Consider the following 17913-nt stretch of genomic DNA (forward strand, 5'->3'; position numbering starts at 1 on the left):
AACTTCAAGGAGAGGCTGTATGTACCAACACAGAGACTGGCACGGCGCATTACTGGATTTTCCGGTTAACAAAGTCGTGTGTGTCGGCAGTAACTACGCGGATCATATTAAAGAGATGGGCGGGCAGAAAGCGGCGGAACCGGTGTTATTTATCAAACCGGAAACCGCCTTGTGCGATTTTCGCCAGCCCATAGCCCTGCCGAAGGATCTGGGTTCGGTACATCATGAAGTCGAACTGGCTGTGCTTATCGGTACACCGCTAAAACAGGCGACGGAAGATCGCGTCGCTAATGCTATCGCCGGTTACGGGCTGGCGCTTGACCTGACGCTGCGGGATTTGCAGTCAGCGTTCAAACAAGCCGGACAACCCTGGGAAAAAGCCAAAGGGTTTGACGGTTCCTGCCCGATGAGCGGATTTATTCCGGTGAGTGAATTTGGTGATGCACAGCAGGCCGAACTACGGTTAGAGATCAATGGAGAAGTGCGTCAGAGCGGGAATACCCGCGATATGCTGACGCCGCTTCTGCCGCTGATAGCCTACATGAGCCGCTTCTTTACGCTGCGTGCGGGCGACATCATTCTGACCGGTACACCACACGGCGTCGGCCCGTTAAATGCGGGTGATGAAATTGTGGCTACACTGAATGGTAAACAGGTTAACTCCCGCGTCATCTGACGGTGTTTCTCCTTTGCGCCGGAGTTGATTTCCGGCGGCTTTACTTGCATCTGCAGGCTAAAGCGTCTATATAAGCACCCTCATTTTCTTTATACCGGATGCACATTATGACTGAACCCGCTTTTTGGCAGCAAAAAACGCTGTCTGAAATGACCGACGAAGAATGGGAAGCATTGTGCGACGGCTGCGGACAATGCTGTCTGCATAAGCTGATCGACGAAGACACCGATGAAATCTACTTCACCAATGTTGCCTGTAATCAGCTCAACATCAAATCTTGCCAGTGCCGTAACTACGAACGTCGTTTCACGCTGGAAGAAGATTGCATCAAACTGACCCGCGAAAATCTGACAACCTTCGACTGGCTGCCGCCAACCTGTGCCTATCGCCTGATCGGCGAAGGACGTCCGTTGCTGCCGTGGCATCCGCTGCTGAACAAAGCATCGAAATCGGCCATGCATACGGCGCAGATCTCCGTACGCTACATTGCTGTGCGCGAAGATGATGTTGAAGACTGGCAGGATCATATTTTGAATAAACCGAGCTGGGCGAGATAACCTGCGTTGTTGATGCTCTGAAAACAAAAATCCCCGGCAATCGCCGGGGATTTTTATTGCAGATGCTTTTACTCTAGATTTCAGAATCGGGTCTGACACTGTTCATCGCACTGAGTGCTTCGGCATCCAGCTCCGGATCTTCTTTATCAATCAACCGGGTGAGTTCAATGAGTGCCTGGAATTGCTCGAACAAAATCTTAGCGTCTGATTTAAGCACCTCATCAGCAGAGTCGAGCGCTGAGTTGATGGCTTTGTTCACGCTTTCGATAATTTCCTGGGGGCCGCCATTTTTACCGACAGTTAAAAATATAGCACTCAGCAAAAGGGACTGAGCCTCAACCTGCGCGGTAAGTTGCTTGGAATCAGCTTCCATCCGGGAGATTTTTGCGACCATACTTAAGATGATATTTTTCATTCATTGCCCCCTTCAGACAAAGAGTATTTATTGCTTCTTATTTCTACGCCAGGTTATGAAAACTTCATAATCATATTTGGTAAAACCCGGCAGATTGTCTCAGCCGCTGAGAGTATCAGGCATCCGGGTGGTTTTTCCCTTCTTCGATAAAGTCTTCATCAATCTCATCGGTATTGTTCTGATGATCCCGGCCAGAAAGAATGTTCCAGCAGGCGATGAATAATGCTGCAATCAGCGGACCAATCACGAAGCCATTGATGCCATACACTTCCATGCCACCAAGCGTGGTGATCAGGATAAGATAATCCGGCATTTTGGTGTCTTTGCCGACCAGCAGCGGGCGTAAAACGTTATCCACGATGCCAATCACCACCACAAAGAAGGCCACAATGAAGATCCCCTGCCATAGCATCCCGGACGCGAAGAAATAGATGGCGGCTGGCACCCAGATAATGGCTGAACCTACTGCCGGAATGATCGACAGGAACGCCATCAGTGCGCCCCAAAGCAGGCTTCCGTCCAGACCGGCGATGTAAAATGCAATACCGCCCAGCGCGCCCTGAACAATCGCCACCACAACGGTACCTTTTACTGTTGCCCGCGAAACGGCTGCAAACTTCATAAACAGGTGATGCTTTACATACCGTGACAATGGCAAGGTGGCGAGTGTCATATTGACCAGATAAGCGCCATCCTTGATCAGGAAGAACAGGATATACAGCATGATGCCGAAACCCACGACAAAGCCGAATGTGCTCTTACCTATCACGAAAACGCTGCCAGCCAGGTACTGACTGCCTTGCAGTGCAACATCAGAAAGTTTTTTCTGGATCTCCGCGGTGCTGTCGAGATCATTGTCTGACAGGAAGTGCCGTGCCCATCGTGGTAAATGACGGATGAAATCCGCGAGGATCACGGGTAACTGTGTCTGATTTCCCTGCAGTTTGGTGTAAACCGCATTGAATTCAAGCGCCAGCGACGAGGTTATAATAGCCAGAGGGGTGAAGACAATCAGACAAATAATCAAAACGGTCAGCAGAGAGACCAGGCCGTTACGATCACCGACAACCTGTTTCAGCCGGTTCTTTAACGGATTGAAAATGACAGCGAGAATAATTGCCCATAGTACGGAAGAGTAGTAAGGCCTTAATACATCGAAAAAAGCCAAAGTGACGATAAAAAGAATCGCGATGAAAAAGCCTTTGGAAAATCCCTTAATGAACATTTTTGTTCCTCTGATAAATCTTTTAGCCCTCGTAGCATAGAATGCATTGACGAATTTACAAACGTAGGTCTTTTTTTGTGCAGTGTGTGCAGTGTGTGCAGTGTGTGCAGTGTGTGCAGTGCGGAGAAGGAAGAGAAAATCTTACCTCTGATCAAAGCAACGCCGGGATTAATGGAACTCCGCCATTGCACCCGCGTTAATACCAGTCATTCCATTTCCCTTAAACGTCACTGTTGATTTCTTCCCTGATGTTTAAATTTTATTTAAACAGGCCGTATAACACGAAACCTGCGACGACCCAGAAGACGACGCAGGTTCCAACACAAATGGCCCAAATGGCCCAGACGGGAAGATTTTTCATTGCACGTTCCAATAATGGTAATAAAACTCACAGAGGCAGAGGGCCCGAGTTGAACAGGCGCTGCAGATAATACATCACGTCTGTTTTGGAAAACATCTTCTCCTCCACAGACATAAAAAAAGCGCCATGACAGGCGCTTTTCTGTTACTGCGATGGCTGAATTAACGACCAAATAAATCGCGGCGTTTTGGTTTGACGAACTGAGCCAGCAGCACCAGAACAGCAATCACCATAAACACGCTGAAAATCACCACCAGCCACTGCGGCATACCCAGTGACAGGAATTCCCATTGTTTTTCTGCACAATCACCGCTGGCGATAAACATCCACGGGAACCACTTGTCCAGTGGCAACCAGGTTGGGAAACGCGCGGCAAAATCACAGGTGGCAAACGGAGAAGGATGCAACTGAATCATGGTGTGTTCCCACGACAGACGGATGCCTTCGTAAGCACTGTAGATCCAGATAAGGATCCCGGCATAGCGTAACCACGTGGAAGGCGCGATAGCACCGACGAGGCCAGCCAGCAGAATACCCATCAGGGCACAACGTTCATAAATACACATGACACAGGGCTTAAGTAACATCACGTGTTGGAAATACAAGGCAACCAGCTCAAGTGCCAGCGCAGTCAGAGCCATCAGAAGCCATGCACCGCGGCCTTGTGAACAGCGGTTAAGATATTGCAACATAGAAAATTTTTCCCTGCAGTTAGCTACTGACACGCAGTGTAAACCAATTGCTTGCTGCTGCCAGCCTGTCCGAATAAATATTCGGTAAATAATTAATATAAATCGGACAATTCGACTTTAAATTCGGTAATTTTCTGAATGAAGCCACTTACAGGAAATTACCGACTCAATCTCTACCCGATCAATGCACCGGCATGATGTCATTTACCGGCGGCAAACTCAGCCATCCCATATCGCTGTACCACTGCGTCATATCCGGCAGCAGATACTGAACACACAACAGACCGACGAGCGTCATGACAATAGTGTACGGCAACGCCATCCAGACCATCCTTCCGTAAGAAAGTCGGATCAGCGGGGCAAGGGCAGAAGTCAGCAGGAACAGGAATGCCGCCTGACCATTGGGTGTCGCGACTGAAGGCAGGTTGGTGCCGGTATTAATAGCCACGGCCAGCATCTCAAATTGTTTCAGATCGATTATTCCACTTTCCAGCGCTGATTTTGCTTCATTGATGTAGACCGTACCGACGAAAACGTTATCTGAAACCGACGAGAGCAGTCCGTTGAACAGATAAAAGAGCGAAAGCTGGTTGGACGGCGCAGCCTGAAGCACAAAGTGAATGACCGGGCTGAACAGATGCTGTTCGATGATCACGGCGACAATGGCAAAAAAGACCGTCAGCAGGGCGGTAAACGGTAATGAATCCTGGAATGCCTTGCCGATCGCATGTTCATCTGTCACACCACATAACGCGGTAGCAAAGATAATCACCGTCAGCCCGATCAGGCCAACTTCAGCCAGATGAAATGCCAGCGCAACAATCAGCCACACGCCAATCACCGCCTGCACAACCAGTTTGATACGCTCCTGCCTGGTATTGTTCTCGCTGTTTTTTTGATCAAACTTTTTAAGCACTTCATACACCGGATGTGGCAGTTGTGCGCCATAGCCAAACCAGCGGAAGCGCTCTACCAGCGCACAGACAATAAAGCCGCAGATGAAAACGGGCACGCTGACCGGTGACATGCGGATCAGAAAATCGGTGAACTGCCAGCCTGCGCTTTTCGCGATGATCAGGTTTTGTGGCTCACCGACCATCGTCATCACGCCACCGAGCGCCGTACCGACCCCGGCGTGCATCATCAGACTGCGTAAAAATGCGCGGAATTGTTCGAGCACCGCCTGATGCTGCTGATTGCCGGTAAAAGAGCTGTCGTCATTGACCTCAGCATTTTCGTTCTGATTGGAAGCGACGTTGTGATAAATCGAATAAAAGCCCACTGAAACGCTGATTACCACGGCAATAACGGTCAGCGCATCCAGGAATGCGGAAAGAAAGGCGGCAGCAAAACAGAACGCCAGTGAAAGGGCGATTTTATTGCGCAGATTCAACAACAGCTTGGTGAACACGGTTAACAGCAACTGTTTCATGAAATAGATGCCCGCAACCATGAAAATCAGCAACAGGATGACTTCAAGATTAGACGAGATTTCTTCGCGGATCCGCTCTGCGCTGGTCATGCCGATCATCACGGCTTCGATGGCGAGCAATCCACCCGGCTGAAGCGGGTAGCATTTGAGCGCCATGCCTAATGTGAAGATGAACTCGACCACCAACAACCAGCCCGCTAAAAAGGGGCTGACGAGGAAGAAAATCAGCGGGTTAATAATCAGGAAAGCCAGAATAGTTATTTTGTACCAGTCTGGCGACTGACCGAGAAAATTCTTTATGAATGCGCGGCTGTAGGTTGTTTCCATATTCCCCATAGGTCCTTTATATATATTTTGTCAGTGTTTCAAAAAGATAGATAAGTTTAATCGTCTGACTGGATTTTTCCACTGGAAAGGGCAATGCAATAAATTCATGAAAAATGTGCAATTCTGCCAGCCCCTGCACAGTTTCAACATTAGTTCCGTCCCGGCGCTATAACAGGCCATTTTCATCTGGTATGATGAGCTGAACTATATCCCTAATAAAAGCCCCACACGGAACGACAAACACATGGTTATTAAGGCACAAAGTCCTGCCGGTTTTGCCGAAGAGTATATCATCGAAAGTATCTGGAACAGCCGCTTCCCTCCGGGTTCAATTTTGCCTGCTGAAAGAGAGCTTTCAGAACTCATTGGCGTAACCCGAACCACATTGCGTGAAGTGTTACAGCGGCTTGCCCGCGACGGTTGGTTAACTATTCAGCATGGTAAACCAACGAAAGTGAATAATTTCTGGGAAACATCCGGCCTGAATATTCTTGAAACGCTGGCGCGTCTGGATCACGACAGCGTACCGCAGCTTATTGATAATCTGCTGTCCGTGCGTACCAACATCGCGACGATCTTTATCCGCAAAGCGATGCGTACCAATCCGGAAGAAACCCAGCAGGTTCTGGCAAAAGCCGCTGAGGTAGAAGATCATGCCGAAGCCTTTACTGCGCTCGATTACGGCATTTTCCGTGGTCTGGCATTTGCTTCCGGCAACCCGATTTATGGCCTCATCATCAACGGGCTGCGCGGACTTTATACCCGCGTCGGGCGCTATTACTTTTCCAATCCTGAAGCGCGTAAACTGGCGATCAGTTTCTATAAAAAACTGTCAGAAATCTGCCACGAAAAAAGTTACGAGCAGATTGTGGATTGCGTGCGCAATTACGGTCGTCAGAGTGGGGAAATCTGGCACAGCATGCAGGGTGCGATGCCGGGTGATCTCACCGAGCAAAAGCATCGTTAAGTGTGAGATAGACAAATATCAGAAAGGGCGCTTAGCGCCCTTTTTTAATGCCAGAAGCCCATTCAGTTACAGCGGGGTCGGACGTGGCGGGCAACGCTCCAGCAGCTCAACGCTGCCGTCTTCATTGAGTTGCTCGATAAAGACATCAAAGCCCCACAGGCGGTGGACGTGTTTCATCACTTCACGGCGGCTCTTATCAAGCGGCGCACGATCCTGCGGAATGTAGCGCAGGGTCAGCGAGCGGTCCCCGCGCAAATCCACATTCCACACCTGAATATTCGGTTCGTGATTACTCAGATTATACTGCGCTGACAGCTCCTGACGAATTGCACGGTAGCCTTCCTCATTGTGGATCGCCGAGATTTCCAGATAGTTATTGTGATCGTCATCAAGCACAGTAAACAGGCGGAAATCACGCATCACTTTCGGTGACAGAAACTGGCTGATAAAGCTTTCGTCTTTAAAGTCACGCATCGCAAAATGCAGTGTGTCGAGCCAGTCTGTACCGGCGATATCCGGGAACCAATAGCGGTCTTCTTCCGTCGGCTCCTGACAGATACGCTTAATGTCCTGCATCATCGCGAAACCCAGCGCATACGGGTTGATGCCACTGTAATACGGACTGTTATACGGCGGCTGATACACCACATTTGTGTGACTGTGCAGGAATTCCAGGATGAAACGGTCGGAGACTTTTCCTTCGTCATACAGATGATTCAGGATGGTGTAATGCCAGAATGTCGCCCAGCCTTCGTTCATGACCTGTGTCTGTTTCTGCGGATAAAAGTACTGGCTGATTTTACGCACAATACGCAAAATTTCACGCTGCCAGGATTCCAGCAGAGGCGCATTTTTTTCCATGAAATACAGCAGGTTTTCCTGCGGTTCCGGCGGGAAACGGCGCGCCTGTTCCGGCGCATCTACGCTGTCTTTGCGCGGCAGCGTTTTCCACAGGGAATTGACCTGGCTCTGCAGGTATTCCTCACGGCTTTTTTGCCGCGCCAGTTCTTCCTGCAGGGAGATTTTTTGCGGACGTTTATAACGGTCAACACCGTAATTCATCAGTGCGTGGCAGGAATCCAGCAGCCGCTCGACCTCATCAACACCATAACGCTCTTCGCATTCGCTGATATAACGTTTGGCGAACAGCAGGTAATCAACGATGGAACTGGCGTCGGTCCAGCTTTTAAACAGGTAGTTATTTTTGAAGAAAGAGTTATGCCCGTAGCAGGCATGCGCCATCACCAGCGCCTGCATGGTGATAGTATTTTCTTCCATCAGATAGGCAATACACGGGTTGGAGTTAATGACGATTTCGTACGCCAGACCTTGCTGCCCGTGCTTATATAACTGTTCAGTTTCGATGAATTTCTTCCCGAATGACCAGTGCGTGTAATTGATCGGCATGCCAATGCTTGAATAGGCATCCATCATTTGTTCGGAGGTAATAATCTCGATTTGATGCGGATAGGTTTCAAGCCGGTAGGATTTGGCCACCCGGTCAATCTCTTCGAGGTAGGTTTGCAATAACTCAAACGTCCAGTCCGGTCCATCGCTAAGACGTTTGTCCTCAGTTTTTTGCTTTTGGGTCACTGTCGTCATAAGCCGCACCCTCATTCAGTTATGGACGCTACAGAGTGTTTGATTCACAACCTTTTCTTAAGATTTCGCACGTCCATTAATAATCGTAGCTCAATCTGAGTGTGCCGTTAAATAAACACCATGAATCCATTCCTCAACAAATCTATATCCTTAAGGCAGGATACTGTCAATCGGTGAGCAATGAAGAACCCAAAGCCGCGTACAGTCTGGCTTTGGGCGAACAATATCCGGGGAAGGCGTAAACAGCGGGGGATTAACTGCGGATAAACGCTAACAAATCCTGGTTTATCTGATCTTTATGTGTGCTGCATAAACCATGAGATGCGCCCGGATAAACCTTACCTTTGCCATTTGGCAACAATTTAAGCGCAGCTTCGCTGGAGGAGGCCGGTGGCACAATCTGGTCATCATCACCGTAAATCACCAGCGTCGGGATGGTCATCTTCTTCAGGTCTTCGCGCTGATCGGTTTCAGAAAACGCTTTAACACAATCATAAAGTGCTTTTATTGAACCCTGCATGCCCTGGCGCCAGAAACTTTGGCGTAAACCTTCTGACACCTCGGCGCCGGGGCGGTTGAAACCATAAAATGCGTCGGGCAAATCCAGGAAAAATTGGGAACGATCTTTTGTCACACCGTCACGGATACCATCGAAAACAGAAAGAGGTAACCCGCCGGGATTAAAATCTGTTTTGATCATAATCGGTGGCACAGCTCCAATCAGCACGGCTTTTGCCACACGCGAGGTACCATGGCGGCCAATATAACGGGCCACTTCGCCACCGCCGGTAGAGTGCCCGACGTGTATCGCGTCCCTGAGATCCAGATAGGCCGTCAGTTCGGCCATGTCATCACCGTACTGGTCCATATTATTGCCTTCCCATGACTGAGAAGAACGCCCGTGCCCGCGGCGGTCGTGGGCAATAACACGATAACCATGGTCTGCCAGAAACAGCATCTGATCTTCAAAAGCATCTGAAGAAAGGGGCCAGCCGTGACTAAAAACCACCGGCTGTCCGCTGCCCCAATCCTTATAAAAAAGCTGTGTACCCTCTTTAAGCTTCAGAAAGTTTGAGTTATTCACAAGCGACTCCTTATGGCTGAAAATTGCTGAAATGAACGGTGCAAAACAGAAACCGATTGAAGTGTAGGTCAGTAATTGCGCTGTTGCGATATGAGTCACATTTTAAAATGGCAACGCAGCGGGAGCCCGGGGCAAAAATTAACCTGATACCTGGTAGGGTTTATATCTTGAAGCCTGATTTTTACAGGCACCGCATTCACCTCCGCTTTGCCTCTTTTTATCAATCCCCGTTCAACCTGAACGTCAGTTCCCTGCGCGGCGTGAGGGAATATCATATGCATGTTGGTTTTTAGGTTTTTATTCTGAAAAATAACCTGTATGCAAGAATAATAATCTGCAAAGAAACTCACCCTGATGCGGCGAATGACTTGTGATATCAAGGCAATCAATGCTGCCATAACATCATAAATTTCTTCCGGGAGGGTGGTAATGTTGCGCAATATCGTTATTTATTGCTGGCTATTGAAATAAATGCTGTCATGAACGATAAATACATGTGAAAGACCTCACGGTTATGAGTATCTGTGTTGGTGATTTTTCTCAGTCAGGTTAATTTTCTGTCATCAGAATATTATGCTTTTTTTTGTCATGGAGTGGAGTCGATATGCGTGTGGTGATTTTAGGCAGTGGTGTGGTCGGTGTCGCCAGTGCATGGTATCTGGCTAAAGCGGGTCATCAGGTGACAGTCATTGATCGTCAGTCAGGTCCGGCAGAAGAAACCAGCGCAGGTAATGCAGGACAGATCTCACCGGGCTATGCTGCGCCGTGGGCGGCTCCGGGTGTTCCGGTTAAAGCCGTCAAATGGATGTTCCAGAAGCACGCGCCGCTGGCGATCCGCCTCGACGGCACGCAGTTCCAGCTGAAATGGATGTGGCAAATGCTGCGTAACTGCAACATGGACCATTATCAGATCAATAAAAGCCGCATGGTTCGTCTGGCAGAATACAGCCGCGACTGTATGAAAGCGCTGCGCGAAGACACCGGCATTCAGTACGAGGGGCGACAGGGCGGTACGTTACAGCTTTTCCGTACCGTGCAGCAGTTTGAAAGCGCAGCCAAAGACATTGCGGTGCTGGAAGACGCCGGCGTGCCGTATCAGTTGCTCGAATCCAGCCAGCTGGCAACCGCAGAACCGGCACTGGCACAGGTCGCACACAAACTGACGGGCGGTCTGCGTTTACCCAATGATGAAACCGGCGACTGCCAGATGTTTACCCGTAAACTGGCAGACATGGCGCGTCAGGCGGGCGTTATTTTCGAATTTAACCGCACGGTGGATAAGCTGCATATTGAAAATGGCGAAATCACTGGCGTGCAGTGCGGCAATGAGATCGTCAAGGCGGATGCTTACGTGGTGGCGTTCGGCTCCTATTCCACCGCGTTGCTGCGCGATCTGGTCTCCATTCCGGTTTATCCGCTGAAAGGCTATTCCCTGACGATTCCGATTACCGATCCGGCATCTGCACCGGTGTCTACTGTCCTTGATGAAACCTACAAAATCGCCATCACCCGTTTTGATGACCGCATCCGCGTCGGCGGAATGGCGGAGATTGTTGGCTTCAACCTGAAGCTGGCGCAGGCACGCCGCGAAACGCTGGAGATGGTGGTGAAAGATCTCTATCCGAACGGTGGCAACGTCGGACAGGCCACGTTCTGGACAGGGTTGCGCCCGATGACGCCGGATGGCACGCCAATTGTCGGACGTACGCGCATTAAGAATTTGTATCTCAATACCGGCCACGGCACGCTGGGCTGGACCATGGCCTGCGGCTCAGGGCAGTTGCTCTCGGACATTATGTCCGGCGTGACGCCTGCGATCCCATCCGATGATCTCTCGGTTGAGCGTTACAGTCCGGATTTCATCGTCCGTCCGGCTGGCCCGCACAAAATGCATCCGGTAGGCTGAACCTGCTGTCATCCGATCCCATGCGGGGGTTGATACCGCATGGTTTTTACTTTGCTTATTGCCGGAGCTGGTATGCCACGCCCGATTTCAGCCACATTATCTCTGTCTGCGTTAACTCAAAACCTGAACATCATTCGCGGTTTTGCCCCCAACAGTAAAGTCTGGACGGTGGTGAAAGCCAACGGCTACGGCCACGGTATATCCCGTATCTGGCGCAGTTTATCCGCCACTGACGGGTTTGCCTTACTCGATTTCAACGAAGCCATTTTATTGCGTGAATCCGGCTGGCAGGGGCCGATATTACTGCTTGAAGGATTTTTTACCGCAGAGGATTTGGCGATGGTTGATCACTATCGCCTGACCACGTCCATACACAGCGAATGGCAGATAAAAGCCCTTGCGCAGGCCAGTGTCAGCCAGCCGGTCAGTATTTACCTGAAAGTTAACAGCGGCATGAACCGCCTGGGCTTTGCGCCTGAGCGCGCCGGTGCTGTCTGGCAGCAGTTACGCGAGCTGAAGCAGGTGGGGGAAATCACGCTGATGAGCCATTTCGCCACCGCTGACAGTGTGGAAGGGGTTGATGCGCAGATGACGGTGATTAACCTCGCCGGGCAGAACATTCGCGGCCCGCGATGTCTGGCCAATTCCGCTGCGACGTTGTGGCATCCGCATACACATCATGACTGGATCCGTCCGGGAATTATTATCTATGGCGCGTCGCCAAGCGGAGAGTGGAATGATATTGCGCATACCGGCCTGCAACCGGTGATGACGCTTAAAAGCGAGCTGATCGCCATACAGGAACTTAACGCTGGTGCGCGTGTGGGGTATGGCGGACGTTACAGTGTAACGAGTCCTCAGCGTATCGGCGTGGTGGCCTGTGGCTATGCGGACGGATATCCGCGCCATGCGCCTTCCGGTACACCGGTTTGGGTAGACGGCGTGCGAACGACGACGACGGGCACGGTTTCAATGGATATGCTGGCTGTGGATTTAACGCCATGCCCGCAGGCGCAGATTGGTGCGCCGGTTGAATTGTGGGGGAATAATTTACCGGTGGATGACGTGGCAACAGCGGCCGGTACGCTGGGTTACGAACTGCTGAGTGCGCTGGCACCCCGCGTACCGGTGTCGACAATCGGTTAAAAAACGTATTACGGCTCCAGACGGGTCAGCCGGCCCGTCGATTTTTTGCTGGCGCGACGTGCCAGCATCGCCAGACATCCTCCCGCCAGCATCACCAGCGACAGGCTCAGCTTAGGCTGTAGCGGTAATGCCATCGCGATAAAACCAAGCAGGGCACCGCCCGCCATTTGCACCGAACCGACCAGTGCCGAAGCCACACCTGCTTCACCGGAGAACGGTTCCAGCGCATAACTGGTGGCCGGGCCCATCAGGAAAGCCAGACCGGCACAGGCGCTGGCGACCGGCACCATATACAGCCAGGTTGCGGTTTGTTCCGCAGGCGGAACCAGCGTGATCCCAGCGATTAGCCCGAGGCAGCCAATAAACATCAGGATGCCGCCTGTTTTCAGACATACCGGACGTCCCACTTTGCGGATAATCCGATTGGCGATAAAGCTCATCCCCATGATCCAGAAGCCATTTGCGCCGAATACCAGTGAAAACTGCAGTGGCGTCAGCCCGGCAGTGTTCATCAAAACGGTCGGCGCCAGCGAGACATAGGTCAGCGCCATACCCATTGCACCTGCATTCACCAGAGCAAAAGTAATGAAACGCGCATTGAATAAAATGCGGGCATACTGACGGAACGGCAGGCCGCTGTGGGTCCGGGTATCAGCAGGGCGCGTCTCCGGTAGTTTGAATATCACCAGCAGCATCACTGCCAGCGTATAACCGGCCAATGCCCAGAACGGCGCGCGCCAGCCATAATATTGTGCGATCAGTCCACCGATCAGCGGAGCCAGCGCAGGGATAATATTCAGCGTGCCGTTAAGGAAACCATACGCACGGGCGGCATCGTTGCCACTCATCCGGTCGCGTACACCGCTGAAAATCACCACGGAAGTGCAACACACCGCCAGCCCCTGAATGACTCGGGATAATAAAAACATCCACGGTGTTACGGACGTCGCGGCCACTATCGCCCCCGCCAGATACACCACGACGCCAGTAATGGCGAGAGGACGACGACCGAATTTATCGGCCAGCGGACCGGCCACCAGTTGCCCGAGCCCCATCACCAGAATAAATAACGAAATCGAGGACTGAATGACCGCCTCGGTGCTCTGTAAACCGCGCGCGATGGCGGGAATGGCAGGCAGGTACAAATCAATACCTAAAGGGCCAAGCAGCACCATGCTCAGCAGCAGGAAAAGGAATTTTTGCATTGAAAACATCACTGTCAGTCATCCGAAAGGACGCTAAGGGTAATGATTTCGTTAATGAATGGAAAGAAGCTTGTGATAATCAGGCTGGCGGACGCTGTGAATAAAAACGGACACCCGCGGGTGCCCGTGATCTAAGCCGTGACGAAAGACTTATTTTTTCTTCCAGAAATCATCAAACACCGTGACCGGCGGCTGACGTTTATGTTCAGTGCGCAGGTACCAGCCTTCAATAATGGTGGCATATTTATCGTCGATTTTCTTGCCTTCCAGATAGTCGTCGATCAGTTCGTAGGTCACACCGAGCGCGGCTTCATCTGGCAAGGCAGGGCGGTTATCTTCCAGGTCAGCGGTCGGGGCTTTGGTATAAAGATGTTCCGGGCAGCCCAGTTCTTTCAGCAGCGCTTTCCCCTGACGCTTATTCAGACGGAAAATCGGGTTAATGTCCGTGCCGCCATCGCCGTATTTGGTGAAGAAACCGGTCACGGCTTCGGCCGCATGATCAGTTCCGACCACCACGCCTTTTTTCATCCCGGCGATGCTGTACTGCGCTTTCATGCGCTCGCGGGCTTTTTCGTTCCCTTTAATGAAATCACTCAGTTCGATACCAATTTCACGTAAGGTCGCTTCGCTCGCGAGTACGGCATTTTTGATATTGACGGTCAGAACCTGATCCGGCTGGATGAAGGTAATGGCATCCTGACAGTCCGATTCATCAGCCTGCACGCCATAGGGCAAGCGCACCGCAATGAACTGGTAATCGCTATCGTTGGTTTGCGCACGTAATTCGCTAATTGCTGTTTGGCAAAGTTTGCCGGTAAGAGTAGAATCTTGCCCGCCGCTGATACCCAGAACCAGTGTCTTGATGAACGGGTGGGCCAGCAGATAACTTTTGAGAAAATCGACGCTCACACGAACTTCCTGTGCGGCATCGATGTGCGGTTTAACGTGCAGAGCCTGAATAATCTCTTGTTGTAAAGCCATGACCACTCCTCCTGAAGGCTGCCTTCGAGGAACCCGAGGCAAAAATAAGACGTTATCAAGACAAAACTACCCCGCATCGCTCAAAAGGACAAGATTCAGCGACGAGTTAGGCGGAAATCTGTACGCTGCCAGCTCGCAATATTTCGAACCAAAGTGGCAGGAAGAACTCAAGTGTGGCGCGTCATAAATCATTTTCACTCCTCATTGAAATAAGAAATCAATGAAAGAAAGCGTAATGATTTCGTATGTTTCTATTGCCGGAAATATATGTCACTCGGAACTATCCAAAAAAGCCGCTTTATTAAGATATTCCGGGCTGAGTGCGTTATATTTGTTGCGGTAGAAATATTTGTATGCATATGCCATCGAAATGGAGTTGCCAGGCTTGATTAACGGATCCTAATTAATGGCATAAATCGTGTGGTTCCAGTGTCGTTATTTGCCTTAAGTCTTATTGGGGAAACAAAATGTTTTTTCGGGTTGTACGTCGTTTACCAGCTTGTGCCGTCGTCTGCGGTGCAGCGCTGTTCAGTATTTCAAGCCTTGCAGACACCACAATCTTCACCGCGTTAGATGATCCGGCTCAGGCGAAAAAGCCGTTCGAGGGCAATATTCAGGCGGGTTACAGTGCGCAAACCGGTAACACCAGCAACTCCACGCTGAATGCTGATACCACCATGACCTGGTTTGATACCAACACGGCTAACAGCCTGTGGGGTTCTGCGCGTAACACCTCTTCTTCCGGTGTCCGTTCATCAGAGAAGTATCAGGCCGGTGCCCGTACGCGTTATAACCTTGACAACGCGAACTATATTTTCGGACAGGGAAGCTGGCTGAGCGACCGTTATAACGGTTACCGTTCGCGTTCTGTTGGCGCTGTCGGTTATGGTCGCCAGATCTGGAGCGGTCCGGTTCATACGCTGAATCTGGAAGCAGGTCCGGGTGTTCGTCATGATGAATTCGAACAGGGCGGTAACACCACCCGTGCGCTGGCTTATGCTTCAGGCACTTACGGTTACCAGATCAGTGATACTGCGCGCTTCACGCAGGGTGTTTCTGTATTAGCGAACGATGAAACGACGCTGAACTCAGAAACCGCGCTGACCGTTGCGATCAACTCCCACTTCTCGTTGAAAGTGGCGTATGACGTTACCTATAACACCAAGCCACCAGCCAGCGCGCCGGATAAAACCGACACCGTGACGTCTGTAAACCTGGTGTACGGTCTGTAATTTCCCCTCAGGAAATTATGCAAAAAAGCCGGAGGAGAAATCCTCTGGCTTTTTTTATGGGTTATTTTTGCCGCTCTATGGCACTCAATTTTCATTAAACCGATGGTTATTAAGTCTCTCAATTATATTCTCTGAATCCTGTTATTAAGCCACGCAATATACCCCTATAAACCATGTTTTCTTATGTTTCGCGTTCTGCCGCCAGCAATGTGTTTTTCATAAGCTTAAAAAAAATCCTAAAGTAAATGTTATGTCTGCCGATAGAAGCTGGATGTTTAATCTTAAATCAATGCCATAGCCACTTCTGATGCTGTGTTTTTGAGGCATACAGGAAAGCGGTTCAGGCCATAGAAAACACCCGGATATGGAAATCATAAGCTTTGTTACACCATTAGCCCGCACTGTTTCGGCGTGTGCGCGTTCTTCCCGGCGGTGGCAAGTTTTCAGCCTGCTGGCACTTAGCGGAATGTTTTCCCTCGCCGTGCAGGCCGCGCCGCTCAGCCCCGCCGACCGCGACAGTATCGAACAGCAGCAGCGGCAACTTCTGCAGCAGAACCAGCAGCAGCGTCAGGAACTGGAGCGCAGCACGTCAGTCGCCCCCGCTCCGCAAACTCCCGTACACTCCGGCGGCCCGTGCTTTGATATTCACGACATTACCCTCAGCGGCGCAGACCATATGCCCGCGCGCATCCGGCAAAAACTGACTCAACCCTATCTGCAACAGTGCCTCGGTATTGGCCAGATTAATGCCCTGGTGAAACAGGTCTCCGACTGGTATATCGGCCAGGGCTATATCACCAGCCGCGCATTTCTCACCGAACAGGATTTATCTTCCGGCACGCTCAGCCTGACGGTGATGGAAGGCAAACTCGAAGCCATCAAAATGGAAAACCAGCGCGGCGCAATGCTGGCGATGGCGTTTCCGGGGCTGACCGGCAACATCCTTAACCTGCGCGATATCGAACAGGGGATGGAGCAGATTAACCGGCTGCGCAAAACGCCGGTGCAGATTGAAATCCAGCCCGGCAGCCAGCCGGGATACTCCCTCGTCAGCCTCACCTCAAAGCCTGAGTTTCCCCTGCAGACCAGCGCCGGTTTTGATAACTCAGGGCAGAAAAGCACCGGCACCGGACAGGTCAGCGGCTCGCTGACCGGCAATAACCTGCTCGGGCTGGCGGACCAGTGGTTTGTCAGTGCGTCACGCAGCAGCGACGGCGCAAGCGACCACGACGCGAAAAGCGTGCAGGCGGGCGTTAATCTGCCTTACGGCTACTGGCTGTTTGATTACAACTACAGCTACAGCGACTACCTGAGCACCATTGAATCGCAGGGCTATCTCTGGCGCTCCACCGGCGACAGCCAGGCACACCGCTTCACCCTTTCCCGCGTACTGTTTCGCAACGGCGACATGAAAACCGCCGCCAGCCTCGGGCTGACGCACCGCCTCAACCGAAATTATCTCAACGACGCCCCGCTGGAAAGCAGCACCCGCAGCCTGACCAGCTGGACCGCAGGCATTAATCACAGCCAGAAACTCTGGGGCGGATACGCCACGCTTAACCCGGCGTTCAGCCGTGGCGTGCCGTGGTTTGGCGGCGAGAGTGATGAAGATAAAAACCCGGATGCCCCGCGCGCGGAGTTCTCCAAATGGACGCTGTCCACCAGCTATTACCGGCCTGTCACCCAACGCATTACCTGGCTGACCAGCGCCTACGGCCAGTGGGGCGATGACCGTCTTTACGGCAGCGAACGCCTCACACTCGGCGGTGAAAGCTCGGTGCGCGGGTTCAAAGAGCAATACCTCTCCGGCGACAACGGCGGCTACTGGCGTAATGAGCTGGATACCCAACTTTTCACGCTGCCGGTGCTCGGCCAGATCAGCGCCGTGACCGCGCTTGACGGCGGCTACCTGCAACGCAGCAATCACGACACCAATGCGTCCGGCACCTTATGGGGCGGGGCGGTGGGTTTATCGAGCAGTAACGCACATTTCTCCAGCCAGTTTACCGTCGGCTGGCCGCTGAGCTATCCGGACTCCCTGTCGCCTGACCGCGTCACGGTCTACTACCGTATCGGCTTCGTACTGTAAAAATGAGAAGGAATTC

General features: G+C 51.5%; 16 protein-coding genes. 7 read left to right on the top strand and 9 right to left on the bottom strand.

The genetic code is table 11. The features are described 5' to 3' along the window. Positions 1-19 precede the first annotated feature (19 nt). Both RAHAQ2_RS10420 and RAHAQ2_RS10425 read left to right on the top strand, forming a co-directional pair. Positions 20-676, top strand: coding sequence for a fumarylacetoacetate hydrolase family protein (locus RAHAQ2_RS10420; RefSeq protein ID WP_015697189.1), 657 nt, complete (start codon positions 20-22; stop codon positions 674-676). 107 nt (positions 677-783) lie between these two features. After that, a complete protein-coding gene (locus tag RAHAQ2_RS10425) occupies positions 784-1233 on the top strand; it encodes a YcgN family cysteine cluster protein (RefSeq protein ID WP_015697190.1) in 450 nt (149 codons plus the stop codon). A gap of 73 nt (positions 1234-1306) precedes the next feature. Here the strand turns inward: RAHAQ2_RS10425 and iraP are convergent, their stop codons facing one another. From iraP to nhaB, 4 genes are all read right to left on the bottom strand, one after another. After that, the gene (gene iraP, locus RAHAQ2_RS10430; protein ID WP_015697191.1) at positions 1307-1648 is read right to left on the bottom strand and encodes an anti-adapter protein IraP; all 342 of its coding nucleotides are present in this window, start codon (positions 1646-1648) and stop codon (positions 1307-1309) included. 115 nt (positions 1649-1763) lie between these two features. After that, positions 1764-2873 (bottom strand): AI-2E family transporter, encoded by a 1110-nt coding sequence (locus RAHAQ2_RS10435; RefSeq protein WP_015697192.1) that lies wholly within the window; start codon positions 2871-2873, stop codon positions 1764-1766. A gap of 522 nt (positions 2874-3395) precedes the next feature. Continuing rightward, positions 3396-3926 carry a disulfide bond formation protein DsbB gene (gene dsbB, locus RAHAQ2_RS10440; protein ID WP_015697193.1) on the bottom strand — a complete coding sequence of 177 codons (531 nt, stop codon included), beginning with the start codon at positions 3924-3926 and terminating at the stop codon, positions 3396-3398. 181 nt (positions 3927-4107) lie between these two features. Beyond that, a complete protein-coding gene (gene nhaB / locus RAHAQ2_RS10445) occupies positions 4108-5685 on the bottom strand; it encodes a sodium/proton antiporter NhaB (RefSeq protein ID WP_015697194.1) in 1578 nt (525 codons plus the stop codon). 244 nt (positions 5686-5929) lie between these two features. On the opposite strand from nhaB, the gene fadR reads away from it, so the two are divergent. Further along, positions 5930-6652: a fatty acid metabolism transcriptional regulator FadR gene (gene fadR, locus RAHAQ2_RS10450; RefSeq protein ID WP_015697195.1), complete on the top strand. Its 723-nt coding sequence runs from the start codon at positions 5930-5932 to the stop codon at positions 6650-6652. A 66-nt stretch (positions 6653-6718) separates the two neighbouring features. Here the strand turns inward: fadR and RAHAQ2_RS10455 are convergent, their stop codons facing one another. From RAHAQ2_RS10455 to RAHAQ2_RS10465, 3 genes are all read right to left on the bottom strand, one after another. Then, positions 6719-8254, bottom strand: a complete 1536-nt coding sequence (locus RAHAQ2_RS10455; RefSeq protein WP_015697196.1) for a SpoVR family protein — start codon at positions 8252-8254, stop codon at positions 6719-6721. 253 nt (positions 8255-8507) lie between these two features. After that, the gene (locus RAHAQ2_RS10460; protein WP_015697197.1) at positions 8508-9338 is read right to left on the bottom strand and encodes an alpha/beta fold hydrolase; all 831 of its coding nucleotides are present in this window, start codon (positions 9336-9338) and stop codon (positions 8508-8510) included. A gap of 95 nt (positions 9339-9433) precedes the next feature. After that, positions 9434-9736: a hypothetical protein gene (locus RAHAQ2_RS10465; RefSeq protein ID WP_037039151.1), complete on the bottom strand. Its 303-nt coding sequence runs from the start codon at positions 9734-9736 to the stop codon at positions 9434-9436. Positions 9737-9942: 206 nt separating this feature from the next. Between RAHAQ2_RS10465 and RAHAQ2_RS10470 the strand changes: the two genes are divergently transcribed. Together RAHAQ2_RS10470 and dadX are read left to right on the top strand one after the other, a co-directional pair. Then, a complete protein-coding gene (locus RAHAQ2_RS10470; protein ID WP_015697198.1) occupies positions 9943-11244 on the top strand; it encodes a D-amino acid dehydrogenase in 1302 nt (433 codons plus the stop codon). 72 nt (positions 11245-11316) lie between these two features. Next, the gene (gene dadX / locus RAHAQ2_RS10475; protein ID WP_015697199.1) at positions 11317-12390 is read left to right on the top strand and encodes a catabolic alanine racemase DadX; all 1074 of its coding nucleotides are present in this window, start codon (positions 11317-11319) and stop codon (positions 12388-12390) included. An 8-nt stretch (positions 12391-12398) separates the two neighbouring features. On the opposite strand, the gene RAHAQ2_RS10480 is transcribed toward dadX, so the two are convergent. Together RAHAQ2_RS10480 and nadE are read right to left on the bottom strand one after the other, a co-directional pair. Next, positions 12399-13595 (bottom strand): multidrug effflux MFS transporter, encoded by a 1197-nt coding sequence (locus RAHAQ2_RS10480; protein ID WP_037039157.1) that lies wholly within the window; start codon positions 13593-13595, stop codon positions 12399-12401. Between the two features lie 150 nt (positions 13596-13745). After that, positions 13746-14576: an ammonia-dependent NAD(+) synthetase gene (gene nadE, locus RAHAQ2_RS10485; protein WP_015697201.1), complete on the bottom strand. Its 831-nt coding sequence runs from the start codon at positions 14574-14576 to the stop codon at positions 13746-13748. A 467-nt stretch (positions 14577-15043) separates the two neighbouring features. Here nadE and RAHAQ2_RS10490 point away from each other — a divergent pair, with 467 nt between their 5' ends. Further along, positions 15044-15808: a DUF481 domain-containing protein gene (locus tag RAHAQ2_RS10490; RefSeq protein ID WP_015697202.1), complete on the top strand. Its 765-nt coding sequence runs from the start codon at positions 15044-15046 to the stop codon at positions 15806-15808. A gap of 466 nt (positions 15809-16274) precedes the next feature. Next, a complete protein-coding gene (locus tag RAHAQ2_RS10495) occupies positions 16275-17897 on the top strand; it encodes a ShlB/FhaC/HecB family hemolysin secretion/activation protein (RefSeq protein ID WP_037039161.1) in 1623 nt (540 codons plus the stop codon). The last annotated feature ends 16 nt before the right edge of the window (positions 17898-17913 follow it).

The organism is Rahnella aquatilis CIP 78.65 = ATCC 33071 (assembly GCF_000241955.1).
In the GTDB taxonomy this organism is placed as follows: domain Bacteria; phylum Pseudomonadota; class Gammaproteobacteria; order Enterobacterales; family Enterobacteriaceae; genus Rahnella; species Rahnella aquatilis.

Coding starts and splice junctions, on each gene's coding strand:
- fadR (WP_015697195.1), top strand. CDS start 5,930: ATGGTTATTAAGGCACAAAGTCCTGCCGGTTTTGCCGAAGAGTATATC.
- nadE (WP_015697201.1), bottom strand. CDS start 14,576: ATGGCTTTACAACAAGAGATTATTCAGGCTCTGCACGTTAAACCGCAC.
- RAHAQ2_RS10495 (WP_037039161.1), top strand. CDS start 16,275: ATGTTTTCCCTCGCCGTGCAGGCCGCGCCGCTCAGCCCCGCCGACCGC.
- dadX (WP_015697199.1), top strand. CDS start 11,317: ATGCCACGCCCGATTTCAGCCACATTATCTCTGTCTGCGTTAACTCAA.
- RAHAQ2_RS10425 (WP_015697190.1), top strand. CDS start 784: ATGACTGAACCCGCTTTTTGGCAGCAAAAAACGCTGTCTGAAATGACC.
- RAHAQ2_RS10470 (WP_015697198.1), top strand. CDS start 9,943: ATGCGTGTGGTGATTTTAGGCAGTGGTGTGGTCGGTGTCGCCAGTGCA.
- RAHAQ2_RS10435 (WP_015697192.1), bottom strand. CDS start 2,873: ATGTTCATTAAGGGATTTTCCAAAGGCTTTTTCATCGCGATTCTTTTT.
- RAHAQ2_RS10490 (WP_015697202.1), top strand. CDS start 15,044: ATGTTTTTTCGGGTTGTACGTCGTTTACCAGCTTGTGCCGTCGTCTGC.
- nhaB (WP_015697194.1), bottom strand. CDS start 5,685: ATGGAAACAACCTACAGCCGCGCATTCATAAAGAATTTTCTCGGTCAG.
- RAHAQ2_RS10455 (WP_015697196.1), bottom strand. CDS start 8,254: ATGACGACAGTGACCCAAAAGCAAAAAACTGAGGACAAACGTCTTAGC.
- RAHAQ2_RS10480 (WP_037039157.1), bottom strand. CDS start 13,595: ATGCAAAAATTCCTTTTCCTGCTGCTGAGCATGGTGCTGCTTGGCCCT.
- dsbB (WP_015697193.1), bottom strand. CDS start 3,926: ATGTTGCAATATCTTAACCGCTGTTCACAAGGCCGCGGTGCATGGCTT.
- RAHAQ2_RS10465 (WP_037039151.1), bottom strand. CDS start 9,736: ATGGCAGCATTGATTGCCTTGATATCACAAGTCATTCGCCGCATCAGG.
- RAHAQ2_RS10420 (WP_015697189.1), top strand. CDS start 20: ATGTACCAACACAGAGACTGGCACGGCGCATTACTGGATTTTCCGGTT.
- iraP (WP_015697191.1), bottom strand. CDS start 1,648: ATGAAAAATATCATCTTAAGTATGGTCGCAAAAATCTCCCGGATGGAA.